Annotated in this window: 18 protein-coding genes and 1 pseudogene; 17 read left to right on the forward strand and 2 right to left on the reverse strand. The window is 64.4% G+C overall.

Annotation, left to right across the window (positions count from 1 at the left end; translation table 11 throughout):
- The 6 genes and pseudogenes from JHD67_RS04845 to recO all read left to right on the forward strand — a co-directional run.
- A pseudogene (locus JHD67_RS04845) lies at nucleotides 1-914 on the forward strand (elongation factor 4); the annotation flags it as partial.
- Nucleotides 915-964: 50 nt separating this feature from the next.
- Nucleotides 965-1,867, forward strand: a complete 903-nt coding sequence (gene lepB, locus JHD67_RS04850; RefSeq protein ID WP_199097885.1) for a signal peptidase I — start codon at nucleotides 965-967, stop codon at nucleotides 1,865-1,867.
- A 140-nt stretch (nucleotides 1,868-2,007) separates the two neighbouring features.
- Complete coding sequence (locus JHD67_RS04855) at nucleotides 2,008-2,388, forward strand: DUF4845 domain-containing protein (RefSeq protein WP_199097887.1); 381 nt, start codon at nucleotides 2,008-2,010, stop codon at nucleotides 2,386-2,388.
- An 18-nt stretch (nucleotides 2,389-2,406) separates the two neighbouring features.
- A complete protein-coding gene (gene rnc / locus JHD67_RS04860; protein ID WP_199098067.1) occupies nucleotides 2,407-3,060 on the forward strand; it encodes a ribonuclease III in 654 nt (217 codons plus the stop codon).
- 150 nt (nucleotides 3,061-3,210) lie between these two features.
- Nucleotides 3,211-4,152, forward strand: a complete 942-nt coding sequence (gene era / locus JHD67_RS04865) for a GTPase Era (RefSeq protein WP_199097890.1) — start codon at nucleotides 3,211-3,213, stop codon at nucleotides 4,150-4,152.
- A gap of 17 nt (nucleotides 4,153-4,169) precedes the next feature.
- Nucleotides 4,170-4,880: a DNA repair protein RecO gene (gene recO, locus JHD67_RS04870; protein ID WP_199097892.1), complete on the forward strand. Its 711-nt coding sequence runs from the start codon at nucleotides 4,170-4,172 to the stop codon at nucleotides 4,878-4,880.
- 13 nt (nucleotides 4,881-4,893) lie between these two features.
- Here recO and JHD67_RS04875 read toward each other — a convergent pair whose 3' ends face one another.
- Nucleotides 4,894-5,649 (reverse strand): response regulator, encoded by a 756-nt coding sequence (locus JHD67_RS04875; protein WP_199097894.1) that lies wholly within the window; start codon nucleotides 5,647-5,649, stop codon nucleotides 4,894-4,896.
- Between the two features lie 44 nt (nucleotides 5,650-5,693).
- On the opposite strand from JHD67_RS04875, the gene JHD67_RS04880 reads away from it, so the two are divergent.
- From JHD67_RS04880 to JHD67_RS04930, 11 genes are all read left to right on the forward strand, one after another.
- The gene (locus JHD67_RS04880; RefSeq protein ID WP_199097896.1) at nucleotides 5,694-7,715 is read left to right on the forward strand and encodes a hypothetical protein; all 2,022 of its coding nucleotides are present in this window, start codon (nucleotides 5,694-5,696) and stop codon (nucleotides 7,713-7,715) included.
- 41 nt (nucleotides 7,716-7,756) lie between these two features.
- Entirely contained in the window at nucleotides 7,757-8,359 is a 603-nt protein-coding gene (locus tag JHD67_RS04885) for a YdbL family protein (protein WP_199097898.1), read from the forward strand.
- 85 nt (nucleotides 8,360-8,444) lie between these two features.
- The gene (rlmD, locus tag JHD67_RS04890; RefSeq protein WP_199097900.1) at nucleotides 8,445-9,758 is read left to right on the forward strand and encodes a 23S rRNA (uracil(1939)-C(5))-methyltransferase RlmD; all 1,314 of its coding nucleotides are present in this window, start codon (nucleotides 8,445-8,447) and stop codon (nucleotides 9,756-9,758) included.
- A gap of 35 nt (nucleotides 9,759-9,793) precedes the next feature.
- The gene (locus JHD67_RS04895; RefSeq protein WP_199097902.1) at nucleotides 9,794-10,315 is read left to right on the forward strand and encodes a CYTH domain-containing protein; all 522 of its coding nucleotides are present in this window, start codon (nucleotides 9,794-9,796) and stop codon (nucleotides 10,313-10,315) included.
- Nucleotides 10,315-11,337 carry a beta-N-acetylhexosaminidase gene (gene nagZ / locus JHD67_RS04900; RefSeq protein WP_199097903.1) on the forward strand — a complete coding sequence of 341 codons (1,023 nt, stop codon included), beginning with the start codon at nucleotides 10,315-10,317 and terminating at the stop codon, nucleotides 11,335-11,337. The genes JHD67_RS04895 and nagZ overlap by 1 nt, the downstream gene beginning before the upstream one ends.
- Nucleotides 11,334-11,882: a hypoxanthine-guanine phosphoribosyltransferase gene (locus JHD67_RS04905; RefSeq protein WP_199097905.1), complete on the forward strand. Its 549-nt coding sequence runs from the start codon at nucleotides 11,334-11,336 to the stop codon at nucleotides 11,880-11,882. Before nagZ ends, JHD67_RS04905 begins: the two co-directional genes overlap by 4 nt.
- Before the next feature lie 50 nt (nucleotides 11,883-11,932).
- Complete coding sequence (locus JHD67_RS04910) at nucleotides 11,933-12,484, forward strand: NADPH-dependent FMN reductase (protein WP_199097907.1); 552 nt, start codon at nucleotides 11,933-11,935, stop codon at nucleotides 12,482-12,484.
- Nucleotides 12,485-12,514: 30 nt separating this feature from the next.
- A complete protein-coding gene (locus JHD67_RS04915) occupies nucleotides 12,515-13,258 on the forward strand; it encodes an S-methyl-5'-thioinosine phosphorylase (RefSeq protein ID WP_199097909.1) in 744 nt (247 codons plus the stop codon).
- A gap of 162 nt (nucleotides 13,259-13,420) precedes the next feature.
- The gene (locus tag JHD67_RS04920; RefSeq protein ID WP_019465945.1) at nucleotides 13,421-13,627 is read left to right on the forward strand and encodes a cold-shock protein; all 207 of its coding nucleotides are present in this window, start codon (nucleotides 13,421-13,423) and stop codon (nucleotides 13,625-13,627) included.
- Between the two features lie 114 nt (nucleotides 13,628-13,741).
- Nucleotides 13,742-14,758, forward strand: a complete 1,017-nt coding sequence (locus JHD67_RS04925) for a N(4)-(beta-N-acetylglucosaminyl)-L-asparaginase (RefSeq protein ID WP_199097911.1) — start codon at nucleotides 13,742-13,744, stop codon at nucleotides 14,756-14,758.
- Nucleotides 14,759-14,765: 7 nt separating this feature from the next.
- Nucleotides 14,766-15,488: a copper homeostasis protein CutC gene (locus JHD67_RS04930; protein WP_199098069.1), complete on the forward strand. Its 723-nt coding sequence runs from the start codon at nucleotides 14,766-14,768 to the stop codon at nucleotides 15,486-15,488.
- 85 nt (nucleotides 15,489-15,573) lie between these two features.
- On the opposite strand, the gene JHD67_RS04935 is transcribed toward JHD67_RS04930, so the two are convergent.
- Entirely contained in the window at nucleotides 15,574-17,343 is a 1,770-nt protein-coding gene (locus JHD67_RS04935; RefSeq protein WP_199097913.1) for an ABC transporter transmembrane domain-containing protein, read from the reverse strand.
- Nucleotides 17,344-17,359: the final 16 nt, after the last annotated feature.

Below are 17,359 nucleotides of genomic sequence, written 5' to 3' on the forward strand. Positions count from 1 at the left end.
CGCGTGTGTTTGCCGGCTTGTTCCCGGTTTCGGCCGATGACTATCCGGCTCTGCGCGAGGCGCTGGACAAGCTCCGCCTCAATGACGCGGCGCTGTTCTTCGAGCCGGAAAGTTCGGAGGCCATGGGTTTCGGTTTCCGCTGCGGCTTCCTGGGCATGCTCCACATGGAGATCGTGCAGGAGCGTCTGGAGCGCGAATACGATCTCGACCTGATTACCACCGCGCCCACCGTGGTGTATGAGGTGCTGAGGTCGGATGGCTCGATCCTGATGCTGGACAACCCGGCCAAGTTGCCGCCGGCGCACCTGATGGAGGAGATCCGCGAGCCGATCATCGTGGCCAACATCCTCACGCCGGCCGATTACATCGGCAACATCATTACGCTGTGCGAGGAAAAGCGTGGCGTGCAGCGTTCCATCCAGTACCTGGCCACCCAGGTGCAGATCACCTACGAGATGCCGCTGGCCGAAGTGGTGCTGGATTTCTTCGATCGACTCAAGTCGGTGTCGCGAGGCTATGCCTCGATGGACTACCACTTCGAGCGCTTCGAGGCTGGCCCGTTCGTTCGCGTGGACGTGTTGATCAATGGCGATCGCGTGGATGCACTGAGCTTGATCGTGCATCGTATCCACGCTGAGCGTCGCGGCCGCGATCTGGTTGAGCGCATGAAGGACCTGATCCCTCGTCAGCAGTTCGACGTGGCGATCCAGGCCGCCATCGGTGCGCAGATCGTCGCCCGCTCCACGGTGAAAGCGCTGCGAAAGAACGTGCTGGCGAAGTGTTATGGCGGTGACGTCAGCCGCAAGAAAAAACTGCTGGAAAAGCAGAAAGAAGGTAAGAAGCGCATGAAGCAGGTCGGCCGCGTGGAGATTCCCCAGGAGGCCTTCCTTGCCGTGTTGAAGGTGGACAAATAATAAACCTGCGGATTCGGCGTCCCCCTCGCCGAGCAACCTTGGAGTAGGGCATGGATTTCGACTTTTCGGCGATTCTGCTTGGCCTCACCGTGCTGTTTGGCGTGGTGTGGGGCCTGGATCGCCTGTTCTTCTACAAGCAGCGCAAGGAAAAAGCCGATGCCGCGGGCGCGCCGGTGCGCGAGCCGATCGTGGTGGATTGGTCGCGCTCGTTGTTCCCGGTGGTACTGGTAGTGCTGGTGCTTCGTTCGTTCGTGGCCGAGCCGTTCCGCATTCCCTCCGGCTCGATGATGCCGACGCTGGATGTAGGCGACTTCATCCTGGTGAACAAGTTTTCCTATGGCTTGCGCCTGCCGGCGTTCAACAACAAGTTCGTGAGCCTGGGTGAGCCCAAGCGTGGCGACGTGGTGGTCTTCCGTTTCCCTGGTTACCTGTGCGAGGACGGCGGCGCGCTGGTACGCAGCGGCGACCAAAGCTGTACCGACCCGCATGCGCCGGTGCCCAGCCAGAACTGGATCAAGCGCGTGGTGGGTGTGCCGGGCGATCGCGTGGAAATGCGCGGCGACCAGTTGATCATCAACGGCGAGCCGGTAGCGGCTGACCTGGTTGGCCCCTACGAGGGCGATCCCAAGCGCACCGAATCGCGCCTGATGCTGGAAATGGGCGCAACGGTGTGGAACGAGCACCTGCCTAACGGCCAGGGCGGCGTGGTGAATCACCTCACCGCACGCATGCCCAACTACGCCATTCCGCCGCCGCTACCCAATGCCCGCGTACCGCTGGTAGTGCCGCAGGGCTGCTACCTGGCCATGGGCGACAATCGCTACAACAGCACCGACAGCCGCTGGTGGGGCTGCCTGCCGGAGCAGAACCTCGCCGGCAAGGCCTTCCTGATCTGGTTGAGCTGGACAGGTTCGGGCGTAGCCTTCCATCGCATGGGCACGGTTATTCATTGAAAACCGTGACGGGCGTTGACTCCGCGGTCGTGGCGGCCGCGGTGACTTGCAGCGACAATGGGCTTATTGTCGGTTTCGCCGGCCTCTGGCCGGCGAGTCAGTGCAGGGTCGATGCCGCAACGCGGCGTAGCGAGGGGACTATGAAATCGAAACAGACAGGCATCACCCTGATCGGGTTCCTGGTGGTGTTGATCGTGGTGGGTTTCTTTGGCTACATGGCCATGAAGCTGGTGCCGGCCTATACGGAATACCTGGGCGTGAGCAAGGCCATGAGCCAGGTGGCTTCCAGTGGCGTCGAGGGCAAGTCGCTCGACGATCTGCGTCGAGACCTGATGTTCAAGATGGGCTTTCAGTATGTGGACGACGCCACCATCAAGCCCAAGGACATCACCATCAAGCGCATCAACAACGCAGCCGTGTTGTCGGTGAACTACGAAAAGCGCGTCCCGTTTATCTACAACATCGACTTCCTGCTTCACTTCGACAAGAGCGTGAACCTGCAGGGCAATGTCGGCAGTTAAAGACAGGCCCCTCATTTGATCAAGCTCGCTCACTGTTTTCGTGATCCGGCACTCGCCGAGCTGGCTCTGACCCACCGCAGCGTGGGTAAGCCCAACAACGAGAGGCTGGAGTTTCTCGGCGATGCTTTGCTCGGCGTCATCGTGGCCGAGCTGCTGTACGAGGCGCATCCCAATGCCAGCGAGGGCGAGCTTTCGCGCCTGCGCGCGCAGCTCGTCAACGGTCAGGCCCTGGCGGGCATCGCTCGCCAGCTGGAGTTGGGCGACAAATTGCGCTTGGGCTCCGGCGAGCTCAAGAGCGGTGGTTTTCGCCGTGAATCGATTCTGGCCGATGCGTTCGAGGCGCTGATCGCGGCGGTGTATCTGGACGCCGGCTTTGCCGAGTGCCGCAACGTGGTGCGTGGCCTGTTCGAACCCTTGGTGGCGGCGATTCCGCGCTCCTCAAAGGACGCCAAGACGCGGCTGCAAGAGTTGCTGCAAGGGCGTGGCTGGCCGTTACCGCAATACGAGTTGATCGATAGTTCGGGCGAAGATCACGCCAAGACCTTCGATGTTTCCTGTGACATCACGGAGCCGACGGCTATTCATGCCGAGGGCCGTGGCAGCAGCCGCCGCGCCGCCGAGCAAGAGGCGGCCGAGACGGTGCTGCGCCAGCTGCAGGATTGGCAGGGCTGATGTCCGCCGGCCCCGTTGGGGGCCTCACAACACCGTCAGCCGCCATGGGTTATCACCCTGTGGCGGCAACGACTTACACTTTCTCCCGTTCCCTGTTCGTCTGGACCGCCGCTGGCGGCAGCTCGGGGAAGACCGAAACAGGCTCAGACCATGAACGACAACGACGATCTCGACCTTGGCGCCCCCGCCGAGCTTCCCCATGACGACTACCGCTGCGGCACGGTCGCGCTGGCGGGGCGGCCCAATGTCGGCAAGTCGACCCTGCTCAACGCGCTGATCGGCTTTCGTTTATCCATTGTCAGCCCGCGCCCGCAGACCACGCGTCACCGCATTCTGGGCATCGCCACCAGCGAAGCCGGCCAGATCATGTACGTGGATACGCCCGGCCTGCATCGTGGCGCCAAGCGCGCCATGAATCGCAGCCTCAATCGCGCGGCGCGCTCGGCGATCAGCGAAGTCGATGTGGTGGTGCAGGTCATCGAGGCCGGTCGCTGGACCGACGAGGACCAGGCGCTGTACGACGCGTTGCTCGAGCAGACGGTGCCGCGTCTGCTGGTGATCAACAAGGTTGACCTGGCCAAGGATAAGTCGACCATGCTGCCGTTCGTGGCGGAGCTGATGAGCAGCCACAGCTTCGATGACGTGTACTACCTCAGCGCTTTGAAGCAGAAGGGCCTGAAGGAACTGGAACAGGGCATTCTCAAGCGCCTGCCGGTGCAGCCGCCCGTGTACGGCGAGGATGAGATCACCGATCGCAGCGAGCGCTTCCTGGCCGCCGAAATGGTGCGCGAGCAGTTGATGCTACGCCTGGATCAGGAGTTGCCCTATGCCACCACGGTGGAGATTGAACAGTTCCAGGATCGTCCCGATGGCGTGGCTGAAATCCATGCGGTGATCTGGGTGGAGCGCGATGGTCAGAAGGCCATCGTCATTGGTGCGGGCGGTGCTCAGCTCAAGCTGATCGGCAGCGCGGCTCGGCGTCACATGGAGCGCGCGTTCGAGCGCAAGGTCTTCCTGCGCCTATGGGTAAAGGTGCGTGAGGGCTGGGTGGACGACGAGACGATGCTCAAGAAGTTCGGCTACACCGACTAATCAGCGGGGCCCTCGCCATGCGCCTGGAGCAGCAGCCCGCCTATGTTCTGCATGCGCGGCCCTATCGCGAAACCTCGCTGCTGCTTGAATGCCTGACTCGCGACCATGGGCGCATGGGTGTGGTGGCGCGCGGTGTGCGGCGGGAGCGATCCCGTTTGCAGCGCGCGCAATTGGAGCCTTTCCAGCCGCTTGCGCTGGATCTCTTGCTGCGCGGGGAGCTGGCCACCCTCCAGGCTGCCGAAACCATCGGCGTGCCCTGGCGCTTGCTGGGGGATGCCGGATTGGCTGGCCTCTATCTCAATGAACTGGTGGTGCGCCTGACCGGGCGCCAGGACCCGCAGCCGCAATTATTCGATGCCTATGCGCAGGCCTTGCCGAGGCTGGCCCTGGGTGAGCCTTTGGCGTGGAGTCTGCGGCGGTTCGAGCGCGATCTGCTCGAAGCCGTGGGCTATGGCCTGCAATTGGAATTTGAGGCCGAATCCGGCGAGCCCGTCGATCCCGGGCAGCTGTATCGCTATGTGGTGGAGCAGGGGCCGGCCAGCTGCCGTCCGGGGACGGCACACGCCCTGCGTGGCAGTGATTTGCTGGCACTGGCCGAAGATCGCATGCCTGATTCGGCCGGTTTGTCGTCACTGCGCGTGATGATGCGCGAGGTGATTCGCTTCCATCTCGGCGGCGGTGAGCTGCGTGCCTGGCATGTGCTGGGTGCGGCCATGTCGCGCCGGTAACGCCGTGGCGGTATCAGGGGGCTTCTTCGTGGCCCAGCACGTCGATGGTGGCCAGCAGGGACTTGCGAAAACGCGACAACGGCGCCAGTGAGCCCAGGTGGCCGAGCTTGAGGTGGCGTTGCAGTATGTAGGCCTGCGAGCCCAGCGCGGCTGCACCGCAGAAACCACAAGACGAGCGCAGTCGATGCAGGCGTTCGGCGAATGCTTCGGCATCGCCTCTCAGAACATCCAGTTCCTGGTACAGCCCGACCAGTTCGGCGCGCAGCAAGGCGCGCATGGCCTTGACTACCTCGGCATCCCCCATCGTGGCGATGGCCTGCGTGTCATCCAGCAACGGCATGCTGGCGGCGCCTGCCTGTACAAGGGTGAGGATGCGCCGCAGGTCGGCCACGCTGCACGGCTTTTGTAGCACTTCGCTGAACTCGGCGCCGAGCAGGCGCTGGCGCTCGCTCACGTCCATTTCCGCACTGGTGGCGACGGCGGTGCAGTCGGTGGAGCGGGCGGTGGGATCCTGCCGCAAGGCGGCTAGCACCTGCTCGGCACCCGCGCCCGGCATGCGGCAGTCCAGCAGCAACAAGTCAAAGGGCTCATCCTGGGCCAGGGCTATCGCGGCCAGTCCGTCATGGCAGGAATGGGCGTCCAGGCCCAGGCTGCGCAATGCCTCCACCAGGAACAGGCGGCTGCTCGGGTCGTCATCGGCGACCAGGGCACGGGGAACGTCGGGCGCGCCAACCGGGCGCGGCGTGTCGCTGGAATGCGGGTTGAGCATGACTAGTCCGTGTCGTTCAGCTGAATTTGGCAGAATGGCGTCTCATGCGCCTCACATCAAGCTATCTACTACTCAGTTTGTGCCTCCTGGTCGGGATGGGCATGGCCGCGTCTGCGCGGGCGGATATCGCCCTGGGCGCCAACACCGTCAGTGTTCCCGGACTTAAGATGCAGGATATGCAGGCGCGCGTGGCGGAGGATGGCCAGGGAGGGCTCAACCTCAACCTACGCGCCGCCAAGGCCGACGTGCCGGCCATGGGCTGGAAGCGCGTGGGATTGGATCTGCGTGGCAACCTCCAGCGCGATGTACGCATGCGTTGGTTGTTCGATGGCAATGTCCAGTTGGCCGGAGCGCCCGGCGGCGCGTTGAGCAATGCCAAGGTCAGCATGGTGGTGGATGAGGCAGCCAACACGCTGGAGATCAATGTCAGTCAAGGTCAGGCCCAGGCGAGCACGGCCCTGCCGCTGGATCAGCCGACCCACGCGCAGATCAGCTTGAAAGGCTTGCCTGCAGCGTGGCTGCAAGGTTTGCTGGGCACGGTGTGGTCGGGGCGTACCACGGCGGGCAAGTTAGATGCCGACATGGCGCTGGATCTGGCGGACAAGGGTATCCAGGCATCCGGGCAGTTCGCCTTGAGCGGTGCGGGCTTCGATACGCCCGGTGGCACGTTGGCCGGCCAATCGGTCAATGGCAACGGTCGCCTGAACATCGATACCACGCTCAGTCCGGCGCGCATCGATCTCGATGCCAGCCTGCGCGGCGGCGAGTTGTTGCTCGGTCCCATCTATGCGCGACTGCCGGATCATCCGGTTCAGCTGAGCCTCTCCGCGGCGACCCATAACGGCACGGTGGATTTCAATCGCCTGCGTGTCGCCGACGCGGATGCGTTGCAGTTCGATGGCGCCATGGCCTTCAACGGCAAGGGCGAGTTGCAGAAGCTCAAGCTCGATCGTTTGCAGACGCGATTCCCGGCCGCCTATCAGCGATACGGGCAGGCGTGGCTGGCCACGCTGGGTATACGCGATGCGCGCATCGACGGGCAGCTCACCGGCAGCTTGGACATGGATGCCAGCGGTTTGCGCAGTTTTGCCTTTGAAACCGAAGGGCTCGATCTGGCCGATGGCGAGGGCCGCCTGGCGGTGAAGGGGTTGCGTGGAGGCCTGGATTGGCGCTCGGAGGGCGATCGGCCGGCTACGACGCTGGGCTGGCAGGGCTTGCAGGTCTATCGCATCGTCAACGGCGCGGCGCAGGGACATTGGCAGAGTCGCGGCGGTGCCTTGAGCCTGCAGCGCCCCCTGGAATTGCCGGTGTTGAATGGCCGAGCCCGCATTGGCGAACTGGAATGGCGGCCGGCGGCGGCCAGGGGGCGGCGACTGTCCACCTCGCTGGCGTTCACCGGCATCGACATGGCGGCCTTCTCGCGGGCCATGGGCTGGCCCGAGTTCCAGGGCACTCTGGGCGGCGCCATTCCGGCGCTGCGCTGGGTGGATGATCGCTTCGACCTTGAGGGCGGCCTGTCGGTGAATGTCTTCGATGGTTTCGTGGACATAACGCGCATGAGCTTGCAGGGGCCATTCAGTGCCAGCCCGGTGCTCACGGGTGACGTGCAGTTGCGCCAGCTCGACCTGGCCGCCATGACCGGCGTGTTCGATTTCGGCAGCATCACCGGTCGAATGGATGGCTCCATCGACGACCTGCGCCTGGTGAACTGGAATCCGGTGGCCTTCAAGGCCAACCTGCTTGCCGGCAGCGGTGGCCGCATCAGCCAGCGCGCCGTGAATAACCTCACCTCGGTGGGCGGCGGCGGTATGGCAGCTGGCCTGCAAGGTGCCGTGCTAAAGCTGTTCAAAACCTTCGGCTACAAGCGGATCGGCCTCAATTGCAGCCTGCAGGCATCGGTTTGCCATATGGGCGGCCTGGAGGCCACGGCCGATGGCTACACTATTGTGGAAGGCAGCGGCCTGCCGCGCCTGCAGGTTATCGGTCATCAAGCCCAGGTCGACTGGCCGACCCTGGTGCGCCGCCTCAAGGCAGCCATCGAGGGTAATGGGCCGGAAGTCCATTAATCGCATTACCTGCCAAGCCCCCATCCCCGAAGGAGTCGAATATGCGCAAGCTCGTCTATGGATTGCTAACCACCGTGCTGGTGGCCTTGGTGGGGTGCGTCACCATCAACGTGTACTTTCCGGAGGCCGCCGCGCAGAAGGCGGCCGACCAGTTCATCGGCACCGTGCTGGACGCCGCTCCGGCTACGGCACCCGAGACCCAGCTGCCGGCCGCGCCGCCCAAGAAAGGCAGCCAGCCCTCTGCCATGCTGCTCGATGTGCTGATTCCGGCCGCCTATGCGGCCGACGTGCCCAATCTCCGCGTCCAGACGCCGACCACGGAGGCGATCCATGGCCGTATGCAGGCCCGTTTTCGCGACACCTTGACGGCGTTGTTCAATAGCGGCGCCATCGGCTTCACCCAGGACGGCCTGGTGGCCGTGCGCGACGCGGGCAAGGTGCCGCTGGATCAGCGCGCGGGCGTCAATGCCGCCGTGGCCGATGAGAACCGCGACCGCAACGCCTTGTATCGCGAAGTGGCCAATGCCAACAGCCACCCCGAGTGGGAGGGTCAGATTCGCGCCACCTTCGCCAAGGGCTGGATCGAGCGGGCGCGCGCGGGCTGGTATTATCAGGACCCCTCGGGCGCCTGGAAGCAGAAGTAAGCTTTTCGCCCCTCCTTTTCACCCGATTGTCGCGCCCGGGTCCGTTGATCCGGGCGCGCGCGTTTCCGGGAGCCGTTACGTATCCATGAACGAATTCGAAGCCACCATCACCGACCTCGGCCACGACGGCAAGGGTGTCACCCGCATCGACGGTAAGGCCGTCTTTGTCAGCGGCGCCTTGCTGGGCGAGAACGTGAAACTGCGCATCCGCAAGCGCCATCGCCATTACGACGAAGCGGAGGTGGTGGAACTGATCACCCGTTCGCCGCATCGCGTGGAACCGCGTTGCCGCCATTTCGGCCAATGCGGCGGCTGCTCCTTGCAGCACCTGGACGCGACGGCGCAGATCGAGATGAAGCAGCGTGTGCTGAAGGACAACTTCGAGCGCATCGGCAAGGTCGAGCCGGCGCTGTGGTTGCCGCCACTCACCGACGAACCCTGGGCCTATCGCCGCAAGGGCCGCCTGTCGGTGCGTGCGGTGGCCAAGAAGGGGCGCGTGCTGGTGGGCTTTCGCGAAGAGAGCAATCCACGTTTCGTGGCTGATATCACCCAGTGCGAAGTCGTGCACCCGGCGCTGGGTCCCAAGATCGGCCTGCTGGCCGAGCTGGTCAGTGGCATGGAGGCGGCCAGCGATATTCCGCAGATCGAATTCGCCGCCGGCGATGACGCCGTGGCGCTGGTGTTCCGCCACATGTCGCCCTTGAGTGAGGGTGATCGTGACGCGCTGGTCGGGTTCGGCCAGCAGCATGGCTTTGACATCTACTTGCAGCCCGGCGGCGTCACCAGCGTGCATCCGCTGTGGCCTGAGCATCCGCGCCTGGCATTTCGCATTCCCAGTGGCGATGCAGCCATCGCCGATGTGGAGTTGGAGTTCCGTCCGCTGGATTTCGTGCAGGTCAACGCCGGCATGAATCGACGCATGATGGCGCGCACCATGGAACTGCTGGATCCGCAACCGGGTGACCGCGTGCTGGACCTGTTCTGCGGCCTGGGCAACTTCACCTTGCCTATCGGGCGTCGCGTGGCCGAGGTGGTCGGCGTGGAAGGTGAGCATGGCCTGGTGGAGCGTGCCGCGGAAAACGCCGCGCGCAACGGCATCACGCATGCCCGATTCGAAGTCGCCAACCTGTTCGAGGACCAGCGTCACGCACACTGGGCCAAGCAGTCGTGGGACAAGATCCTGCTCGACCCGCCGCGCGCCGGCGCGGACAAGGTGCTGGAGTATCTGCCGAACAAGGAAACCCAGCGCATCGTGTATGTATCGTGCCATCCTGGCTCGCTGGCACGCGATGCCGGCATCCTGGTGCAAAAGCATGGCTTTCGCTTGAGCGCGGCCGGCGTGATGGATATGTTCCCGCACACCGCCCACGTGGAATCGATCGCCTTGTTCGAACGTTGAGCCACGGTCACACCCTCTCTCGGAACGGTTGCAACATGGGCATTGAGATCGAGCGCAAATTTCTCCTGTGCAGCGATGCGTGGCGCGACGCCGTAACGCAGAGCGAACGCATTGCGCAGGGCTATCTGGTGGGTGCACAGGCGCTGCGCGATGGCGCGGCACGCGCTTCGGTGCGCGTGCGCCGTGCCGGCGAACGCGCGTGGCTGAATATCAAGTCCGCGCAATTGGGCATTGAACGCGCCGAGTTTGAGTACCCCATGCCGCTGGCGGATGCCGAGCAGATGCTGGCGACGCTGTGCGATGGGGTGCTCGAGAAGATTCGCCATCACGTCATCGTCGACGGCACGTTGTTCGAGATCGACGAATTCTTCGGTGAGAACGCTGGTCTGGTCGTGGCCGAGGTTGAGCTCAGCGCGCCCGATGCGCCGTTCCCGCGACCGGATTGGCTGGGGCGCGAGGTGAGCCATCTGCCGCGCTATTACAACGTCAACCTGATCGACCACCCGTATGCGGGCTGGTCGCAGGACGAGCGCGACGCCGCTGGGGAGGCTGTCTGATGCTGATGATCGGTCTGGCCGGCACCGCGCTGGCCGAATCCGAACATGCGTGGCTGACCGCGCCCGGCGTGTCCGGCGTGGTGCTGTTCGCGCGCAACTTCGCCTCGCGCGATCAGCTGATCGCCTTGGTGGAATCCATCCGGGCGGTGGGTGGCGAGCAGATGTTGATCGCGGTGGATCAGGAGGGCGGCCCGGTGCAGCGCTTCCGCGAAGGCTTCACTCGCTTGCCGCCGTTGTCCGCCATTGGCGCGGTATACGACCGTGATCCCGAGGAGGCAATTCGCCTCGCCGAAGAACACGCGTGGGTGATGTCCAGCGAACTGCGCGCCAGCGGCGTCGATTTCAGTTTCGCGCCGGTGGTCGATCTGGCTCGCGGCAACGCGGCCATCGGCCCTCGCGCTTTCCACGCGGACCCGGTTGTCACGGCTGAATTGTCGCAGGCCTATGTGCGCGGCATGCACCTGGGTGGCATGGCCGCCGTGCTCAAGCACTTTCCTGGTCACGGCTCGGTGGCCGTGGATACGCATAAGGCCGCCGCCATCGATCCACGAACGCTGGACGCCATTCGCCGCGACGACCTGGTGCCTTTCATGGAAAGCATCGCTGCGCATGCCGAAGCGGTGATGGTGGCGCACGTGATCTATCCCGCGGTGGATGCGCAGCCTGCGGGTTTCTCGGCGCGGTGGATCGGCGACATCCTGCGTGGCGAGCTGGGCTTCAACGGCGCGGTGATCAGCGACGACATCAGCATGGCGGCCGCAGGTGCGGCGGGCGGCGTGGCCGCTCGCGTCACCGCTCACCTGGATGCCGGCTGCGATCTGGTATTGGCCTGTTTCCCCGAGGTGGTGGCGGAAGCCATCGCGGCGGTGCAGGGGCGCGCCGCCAGCGCGCCTGAGCGTCTGGCGCCCTTACAGGGTGCTGTCGCCTCCACCTGGGACGGACTCAACGACAACCCGCAGCGCGAGCGTTTCATCGCGCGCATCACGGCCTTGCATGCCGTGGAAGGAAGCAAGCCCGCATGACTGCCAAACAACCCTCCCTGACCGCCGCGCTGGCGGATGCCGACCTGCTGTTCGATCGCTCCGCGCTCGAATCGGTAATCGCCGATATGGGGCGGCATATCGATGCCGCGCTCGATGGCGAGCGCGCGGTATTTCTCACCGTCATGAACGGCGCATTGATCTTTGCCGGTCATCTCGCGCTGTCCATTCGTACCGATGTCGAGTTCGACTACGTGCACGCCACCCGTTACCGCGGCGCCACCTCGGGCAGCGAGTTGCATTGGCTGCGCGAGCCTGCCGCGGATTTGGCAGGGCGCACGGTGTTGCTGGTCGACGATATTCTGGATGAAGGCCACACGCTGAAGGCGGTGCGCGACGACTGCCTGCGTCGCGGCGCCCGTCGCGTGCTGATCGCCAGCCTGTGCACCAAGCAGCACGATCGACTGGTGGAAGGCATCACGTCGGACTTCAACGGCGTCGAGCTGCCCGATCGCTACGTATTCGGTTTCGGCATGGACTTCCACGAGCAGGGTCGCAACCTGCCGGGCATCTACGCGCTCAAGTGATTTCGCTGCCAGACGGCGTTCGGTCGGCTCAACCTATTGAGAGTGCTCGCATGAATATCCTTGGCATTTCGGGCAGCCTGCGGCAGGCGTCGTTCAACACGACCTTGTTGCATGCGGCGCAAGAAGTTGCGCCGGCCGGCATGAACATCACCATACATCGCCTGCACGCGTTGCCGCTGTTCGACCAGGATGTGGAAGAGCAGGGCGATCCCGCTTCCGTAGTGGCGCTGAAGGATGCCATCGCGGGGGCTGATGGCCTGCTGCTCGCCTGCCCGGAGTACAACGGCGGTATCAGCGGCGTGCTCAAGAACGCCATCGACTGGGCTTCGCGTGCGGGCCGTTCGCGTCAGGTCGCGGCGCTGGTGGGCAAAACCGTATGCATCATGGGCGCCAGTCCCGGTATGACCGGTACCGTGCGTGCGCAGGATCAACTGCGCCAGGTGCTTCGCCGCGCTGGCGCGCGTACGGAGCCACAGGGCGAGGTGCTGGTGTTCCAGGCGCACACCAAAATCATCGAAGGGCGATTGGTCGACGAGCGCACGCGTGACGCGCTGGGTCGCCACTTGCAAGGCTTCGCCGAGCGGCTTGCCGCCACGGCATAACGTTTACTCATTGAACGACAGGAACCACCCGTGACTATCGATCTGGCCGTTATCGGCGGCAGCGGTTTGTACAACTTTCCCGGGCTGGAGAACACCAGCCGCCACAGCGTCGACACGCCGTTCGGCCCGGCGTCGGGTGACGTGGTGATGGGCGACTTCGCCGGGCGCCGCGTTGCGTTCCTGGCGCGTCACGGCGAGAGTCATACGGTACCTCCGCATCGCGTGAACTATCGCGCCAACCTGTGGGCGCTGCACTCGCTGGGTGCGCGTCGCGTCATTGGAGTGAACGCGGTGGGTGGCATCCGTTCGGACATGGGCCCGCGCGTGATTGTGGTGCCGGACCAGGTCATCGACTACACGTACGGGCGCTACACGAGTTTTTGCGACGTGGAAGGCGCGGAAGTGCGCCACATCGATTTCAGCGAACCCTATACCGAAGCCCTGCGTCGCCGGTTGGTTGCGGCGGCTACCGCGGCCGGCGTCGCGGTGATAGATGGCGGTTGCTACGGCGCCACGCAGGGGCCGCGCCTGGAAACCCGCGCGGAGATTGCCCGCATGAAACGCGATGGCTGTGACCTGGTCGGCATGACCGGTATGCCGGAAGCTGTATTGGCACGCGAGTTGGATTTGGAATATGCATGCCTCGCATTGGTGGCCAACTTCGCGGCAGGTTGCGGTGACGAGGCCGAGATCAGCATCGAGGAAATTTTCGCGCACCTTGCGGCGGCTACGGCGGAAGTACCCCGTATCCTCGGCGTACTGCTCAAATCCTGAGCAATCGTCCGGGAATTATTCGTACTAGGGCATTACCCGTATTGCGCTTTGGCATCAAACATGTTGATACTTCCGCTTGTGCCAGGGGCGGCGGACCAAGGGGTCAAGGTGGTTCAGCGCTATACCGTGGTGCATCCAGTCCATGATTCAGAGGTTCACGCAATGCGTTTCGGTACGGTCAAGTGGTTCAACGATGCCAAGGGTTTCGGCTTCATCGCGCCCGAGGACGGTGGGGAGGACGTGTTCGTCCACTTTTCGGCGATCAACGCCAAGGGCTTTCGCAGCCTGCAGGAAGGTCAGCGCGTGAAGTTCGAAGTCACCACGGGCCCCAAGGGCGCCCAGGCTTCGGGCGTCGAGATCGCTGGTTGATCTCGGCCAGCCGGCGCCTGCGCCGGTCATCGATATAACCAGGGAGCCCCGCGTCGCAGGACGCGGGGTTTCTTCGTTTATGCGTTAGCAATAACCGTATTGTCGGAGCGAGTGATGGCAGACCGTCGAGATTTCCTCAAGGCTTCCCTGCTGGGAGCGTCCGCACTGGCGGTGGCCAGCCAGACCTCTACCGTGCGCGCCGCCAGCAAGAGCGCGGCGGGTGCACGGGTCATTTCCACCTGGGACTTCGGTATCGCCGCCAACCAGGCGGCGTGGTCGGTGTTGGCCCAGGGCGGCCATGCACTGGATGCGGTGGAAACCGGTGTAATGGTGCCGGAGGCGGACCTGAAGAATCACAGCGTGGGCCGGGCCGGGTATCCCGACCGCGATGGTCATGTCTCGCTCGATGCCAGCATCATGGATGCGGATGGCAGTTGCGGTGCCGTGGCCGCGCTGGAGCACATCGCGCACCCTATCCAGGTGGCGCGCCGGGTCATGGAGCGCACGCCGCATGTGCTGCTGGTGGGTGAGGGCGCGCTGCAATTCGCGCTGGAGCAGGGTTTCAAAAAAGAAGAGTTGCTTACGCCCGAATCCGAAGCGGCCTGGAAGGAATGGTTGAAGACGGCGCAGTACCAGCCCTCGGTCAACAGCGAAGTGCACGACTACGGCAAGACCGGCATCCCTGGCGGCAAGGGTAACCACGACACCATTGGCATGCTGGCCATCGATGCGCAGGGGCGTCTCGCGGGCGCGTGCACGACCAGCGGCATGGCGTGGAAGCTGCGCGGGCGCGTGGGCGATAGCCCGATCATCGGGGCCGGTCTGTATGTGGATGGCGAGGTCGGTGCCGCCACCTCAACCGGGGTCGGCGAAGAAGTCATTCGCAATGCGGGCAGTTTCCTGGTGGTGGAACTCATGCGCCAGGGACGTACGCCGCAGGAGGCTTGTCGCGAGGCGGTGATGCGCATCGTCAAGAAGCGCCCGAATGCTTCCAAGGATCTACAGGTGGGCTTTCTCGCCATGAATCGTCACGGCGAGGTGGGCGCGTTTGCGATCCAGCCGGGCTTCTCCTACGCGGTCTGCGATGCGGGGCGCCAGGATGGTCTGGTACCCGCCAAGAGCGTGTACTGATATGGCGATGCTGCTGGAAGTGGCGGCCAACTCGCTGGCCTCCGCGCGCGCTGCCCAAGCGGGTGGCGCGGGGCGTATCGAGCTGTGTACGGCGCTGGAGCTGGGCGGGCTTACGCCCTCGTACGGCGAGATAGCGCTGGTGCGCGAGCAGGTGGCGTTGCCGCTCTATGTGTTGATCCGTCCGCGCGCGGGTGACTTTCTCTACGGCGATGACGAACTGGAGACCATGCGGCGCGACATTGCGGCGTGTTCGTCGCTGGGTTGCGATGGCGTGGTCATCGGCGTGCTTGATGCCGAGGGGCAGTTGGATATGGCCCGTTGCCGTGTTCTGGTCGATGCAGCCCAGGGCATGGGCGTGACGTTCCATCGTGCGTTCGATCTGGTCCCTGATCCGTCGCGTGCATTGGAGGACGTCATCGCCCTGGGTGCGGAGCGCTTGCTTACCTCCGGTGGCGCGCGCTCTGCATTCGCAGGTGCTGAGCGCATTCGTGCATTGATCGCCCAAGCGGGCGATCGCCTCACGGTGATGCCGGGTGCGGGTATTACGCCGGGCAATATCGCCACGGTGGCGAAATTGACGGGGGCGATGGAGCTGCACGCCTCCGCCAAGCGCAGCCATCCTTCCGGGATGCGCTATCGGCCCGATGACGCACTGGACATGGGTACGGGTGAAACGCGTACCGACGGTGACGAAGTGCGTGCCTTGCTGGCCGCCTGGGCCGCGGGTTGAGTCGTCGCGTCCCCCCAGGGATGCGCTGGTCGCCCAGTGCATCCCCACACCAAAAGAGATAGGCCTTACGCGAGTGCTGGCCTGATCAGGTCGTGAACTGCAGGCGCGCGAGTTCCGCGTACAGGCCACCCTCGGCCAGCAAGCTCTGATGCGTACCCTGCGCCACGATACGGCCGCCATCCATCACGACGATGCGATCGGCGCGCTGCACCGTGGCAAGGCGATGCGCGATGACCAGGGTGGTGCGGCCCTTCTCCAGCCGCTCCAGTGCCTGCTGGATGGCGGCTTCCGACTGGGCGTCCAGCGCCGAGGTCGCTTCGTCCAGCAAAAGCAGGGGCGCGTCGCGCAGGATGGCGCGTGCAATGGCGATGCGTTGGCGTTGGCCGCCGGATAGCCGCACGCCGCGTTCGCCCAGTTCTTCACCGTAGCCGTTGCCGAGTGCATTGATGAACTCGTGGGCTTCGGCCGCACGTGCGGCGTCACGCACTTCCTCGTCATCGGCGTCTTGCCGGCCGAAGCGGATGTTATCGGCTGCGTTGCCGCTGAAGATCACGGTTTCCTGCGGCACCAGCGCAATGGCGCCGCGCAGCTCTGGCAGGGCGAGTGCGCGCAGGTCCACGCCATCGAGCGTGATGCGCCCATGCTGGGGGTCGTAGAAGCGCAGCAGCAGCGCGAATACGGTGCTCTTGCCGGCCCCGGAAGGGCCGACCAAAGCGACCGTTTCGCCGGGGCGAATATCCAGATCGAAGTCGTACAGTGCAGGCGCATCGGGGCGGCTGGGGTAGTGGAAGCCCACCTGCTCGAAGCGCAGCGCGCCACGCAGTGGCTTAGCCAGCGGCGTGGGCTGCGCGGGGCTGGTGATTTCCGCGCGCTCTTCAAACAACTCGCCGATTCGTTCCATGGCGCCCGCCGCGCGCAGCACGTCGCCCCATACTTCGGAGAGCCCGGCCAGCGAGCCCGCGGCAAAGAAGGCATACAGCACGAACTGACTGAGCACGCCCACGTCCAGCGTGCCGGCCAGTACATCGCGCGCGCCAGCCCACAGCACCAGGGTGATGGCGCCAAAGAACAGCACGATCACGGCGGCGGTGAGCATCGAGCGCATGCCAATGCGTTTGCGAGCGGTGGCCAGTGCACGGGTAATGGCGCTGCCGTAGCGCGTGCTTTCGATATCCTCGCGCGCATAGGCCTTCACCGCGGGTGCGGCGTTGAGGGTTTCGTTGGCGATGGCGGCGGTGTCGGCAAGGCGATCCTGGCTTGCGCGCGAAAGCTTCTGTACGCGCCTTCCGAATACCAGGATGGGCAACATCACGGCGGGAATCACCAGTGCGGTGAGGCCGGCCAATCGTGGGCTGGTCCACACCATCATGGCCGTGGCACCCAGCAGCATCACCGCGCTGCGCAGTGCAACGGAAATCCCCGAGCCAATCAGTGCCTGGATGACTTCGGTATCGGTACCCAGGCGCGAAATCAGTTCGCCGACGCGGCTGCGTTCGAAGAAACCGACATCCAGCCGAATGACATGCGCATACAACTTGGCGCGCAGTGATGCCAGCGCTCGTTCGCCCAGGAGGGTGATGCAGTAGTAGCGGGCCGCGGTAGCGAAGGCGAGCACCAGTGCCACGCCGAACAGGCCCAGGAAGGTGGTGTTGATGGTGGCCGCGCTGGAGTGTCCAAAGCCCTGGTCGATCATGTGGCGTACCGCAATGGGCAACACCAGGGTGGCGCTGGAGGAGATGGCCAGGAACACCAGCCAGCCCATGGCGAGTTGGCGATGTGGTTTGACGAAGGGCCATAACTGCCACAAGGCGCCGAGGCGGCGGGTCGGGCGCTGGGAGTCGGCGGTTTCGCTCATGGTGTCCTGTGATCAG

Origin of the sequence: Dyella sp. ASV21, assembly GCF_016428975.1 — a bacterium.
Taxonomy (GTDB): Bacteria; Pseudomonadota; Gammaproteobacteria; order Xanthomonadales; family Rhodanobacteraceae; genus Dyella.

What these genes read in the sequence shown, in the direction of transcription:
- JHD67_RS04875 (WP_199097894.1), bottom strand. Translation starts at nt 5,649, where the DNA reads ATGCTCAACCCGCATTCCAGCGACACGCCGCGCCCGGTTGGCGCGCCC.
- JHD67_RS04855 (WP_199097887.1), top strand. Translation starts at nt 2,008, where the DNA reads ATGAAATCGAAACAGACAGGCATCACCCTGATCGGGTTCCTGGTGGTG.
- JHD67_RS04925 (WP_199097911.1), top strand. Translation starts at nt 13,742, where the DNA reads ATGGCAGACCGTCGAGATTTCCTCAAGGCTTCCCTGCTGGGAGCGTCC.
- recO (WP_199097892.1), top strand. Translation starts at nt 4,170, where the DNA reads ATGCGCCTGGAGCAGCAGCCCGCCTATGTTCTGCATGCGCGGCCCTAT.
- JHD67_RS04880 (WP_199097896.1), top strand. Translation starts at nt 5,694, where the DNA reads ATGCGCCTCACATCAAGCTATCTACTACTCAGTTTGTGCCTCCTGGTC.
- nagZ (WP_199097903.1), top strand. Translation starts at nt 10,315, where the DNA reads ATGCTGATGATCGGTCTGGCCGGCACCGCGCTGGCCGAATCCGAACAT.
- JHD67_RS04935 (WP_199097913.1), bottom strand. Translation starts at nt 17,343, where the DNA reads ATGAGCGAAACCGCCGACTCCCAGCGCCCGACCCGCCGCCTCGGCGCC.
- era (WP_199097890.1), top strand. Translation starts at nt 3,211, where the DNA reads ATGAACGACAACGACGATCTCGACCTTGGCGCCCCCGCCGAGCTTCCC.
- JHD67_RS04905 (WP_199097905.1), top strand. Translation starts at nt 11,334, where the DNA reads ATGACTGCCAAACAACCCTCCCTGACCGCCGCGCTGGCGGATGCCGAC.
- JHD67_RS04895 (WP_199097902.1), top strand. Translation starts at nt 9,794, where the DNA reads ATGGGCATTGAGATCGAGCGCAAATTTCTCCTGTGCAGCGATGCGTGG.
- lepB (WP_199097885.1), top strand. Translation starts at nt 965, where the DNA reads ATGGATTTCGACTTTTCGGCGATTCTGCTTGGCCTCACCGTGCTGTTT.
- JHD67_RS04910 (WP_199097907.1), top strand. Translation starts at nt 11,933, where the DNA reads ATGAATATCCTTGGCATTTCGGGCAGCCTGCGGCAGGCGTCGTTCAAC.
- JHD67_RS04885 (WP_199097898.1), top strand. Translation starts at nt 7,757, where the DNA reads ATGCGCAAGCTCGTCTATGGATTGCTAACCACCGTGCTGGTGGCCTTG.
- JHD67_RS04930 (WP_199098069.1), top strand. Translation starts at nt 14,766, where the DNA reads ATGCTGCTGGAAGTGGCGGCCAACTCGCTGGCCTCCGCGCGCGCTGCC.
- rlmD (WP_199097900.1), top strand. Translation starts at nt 8,445, where the DNA reads ATGAACGAATTCGAAGCCACCATCACCGACCTCGGCCACGACGGCAAG.
- JHD67_RS04920 (WP_019465945.1), top strand. Translation starts at nt 13,421, where the DNA reads ATGCGTTTCGGTACGGTCAAGTGGTTCAACGATGCCAAGGGTTTCGGC.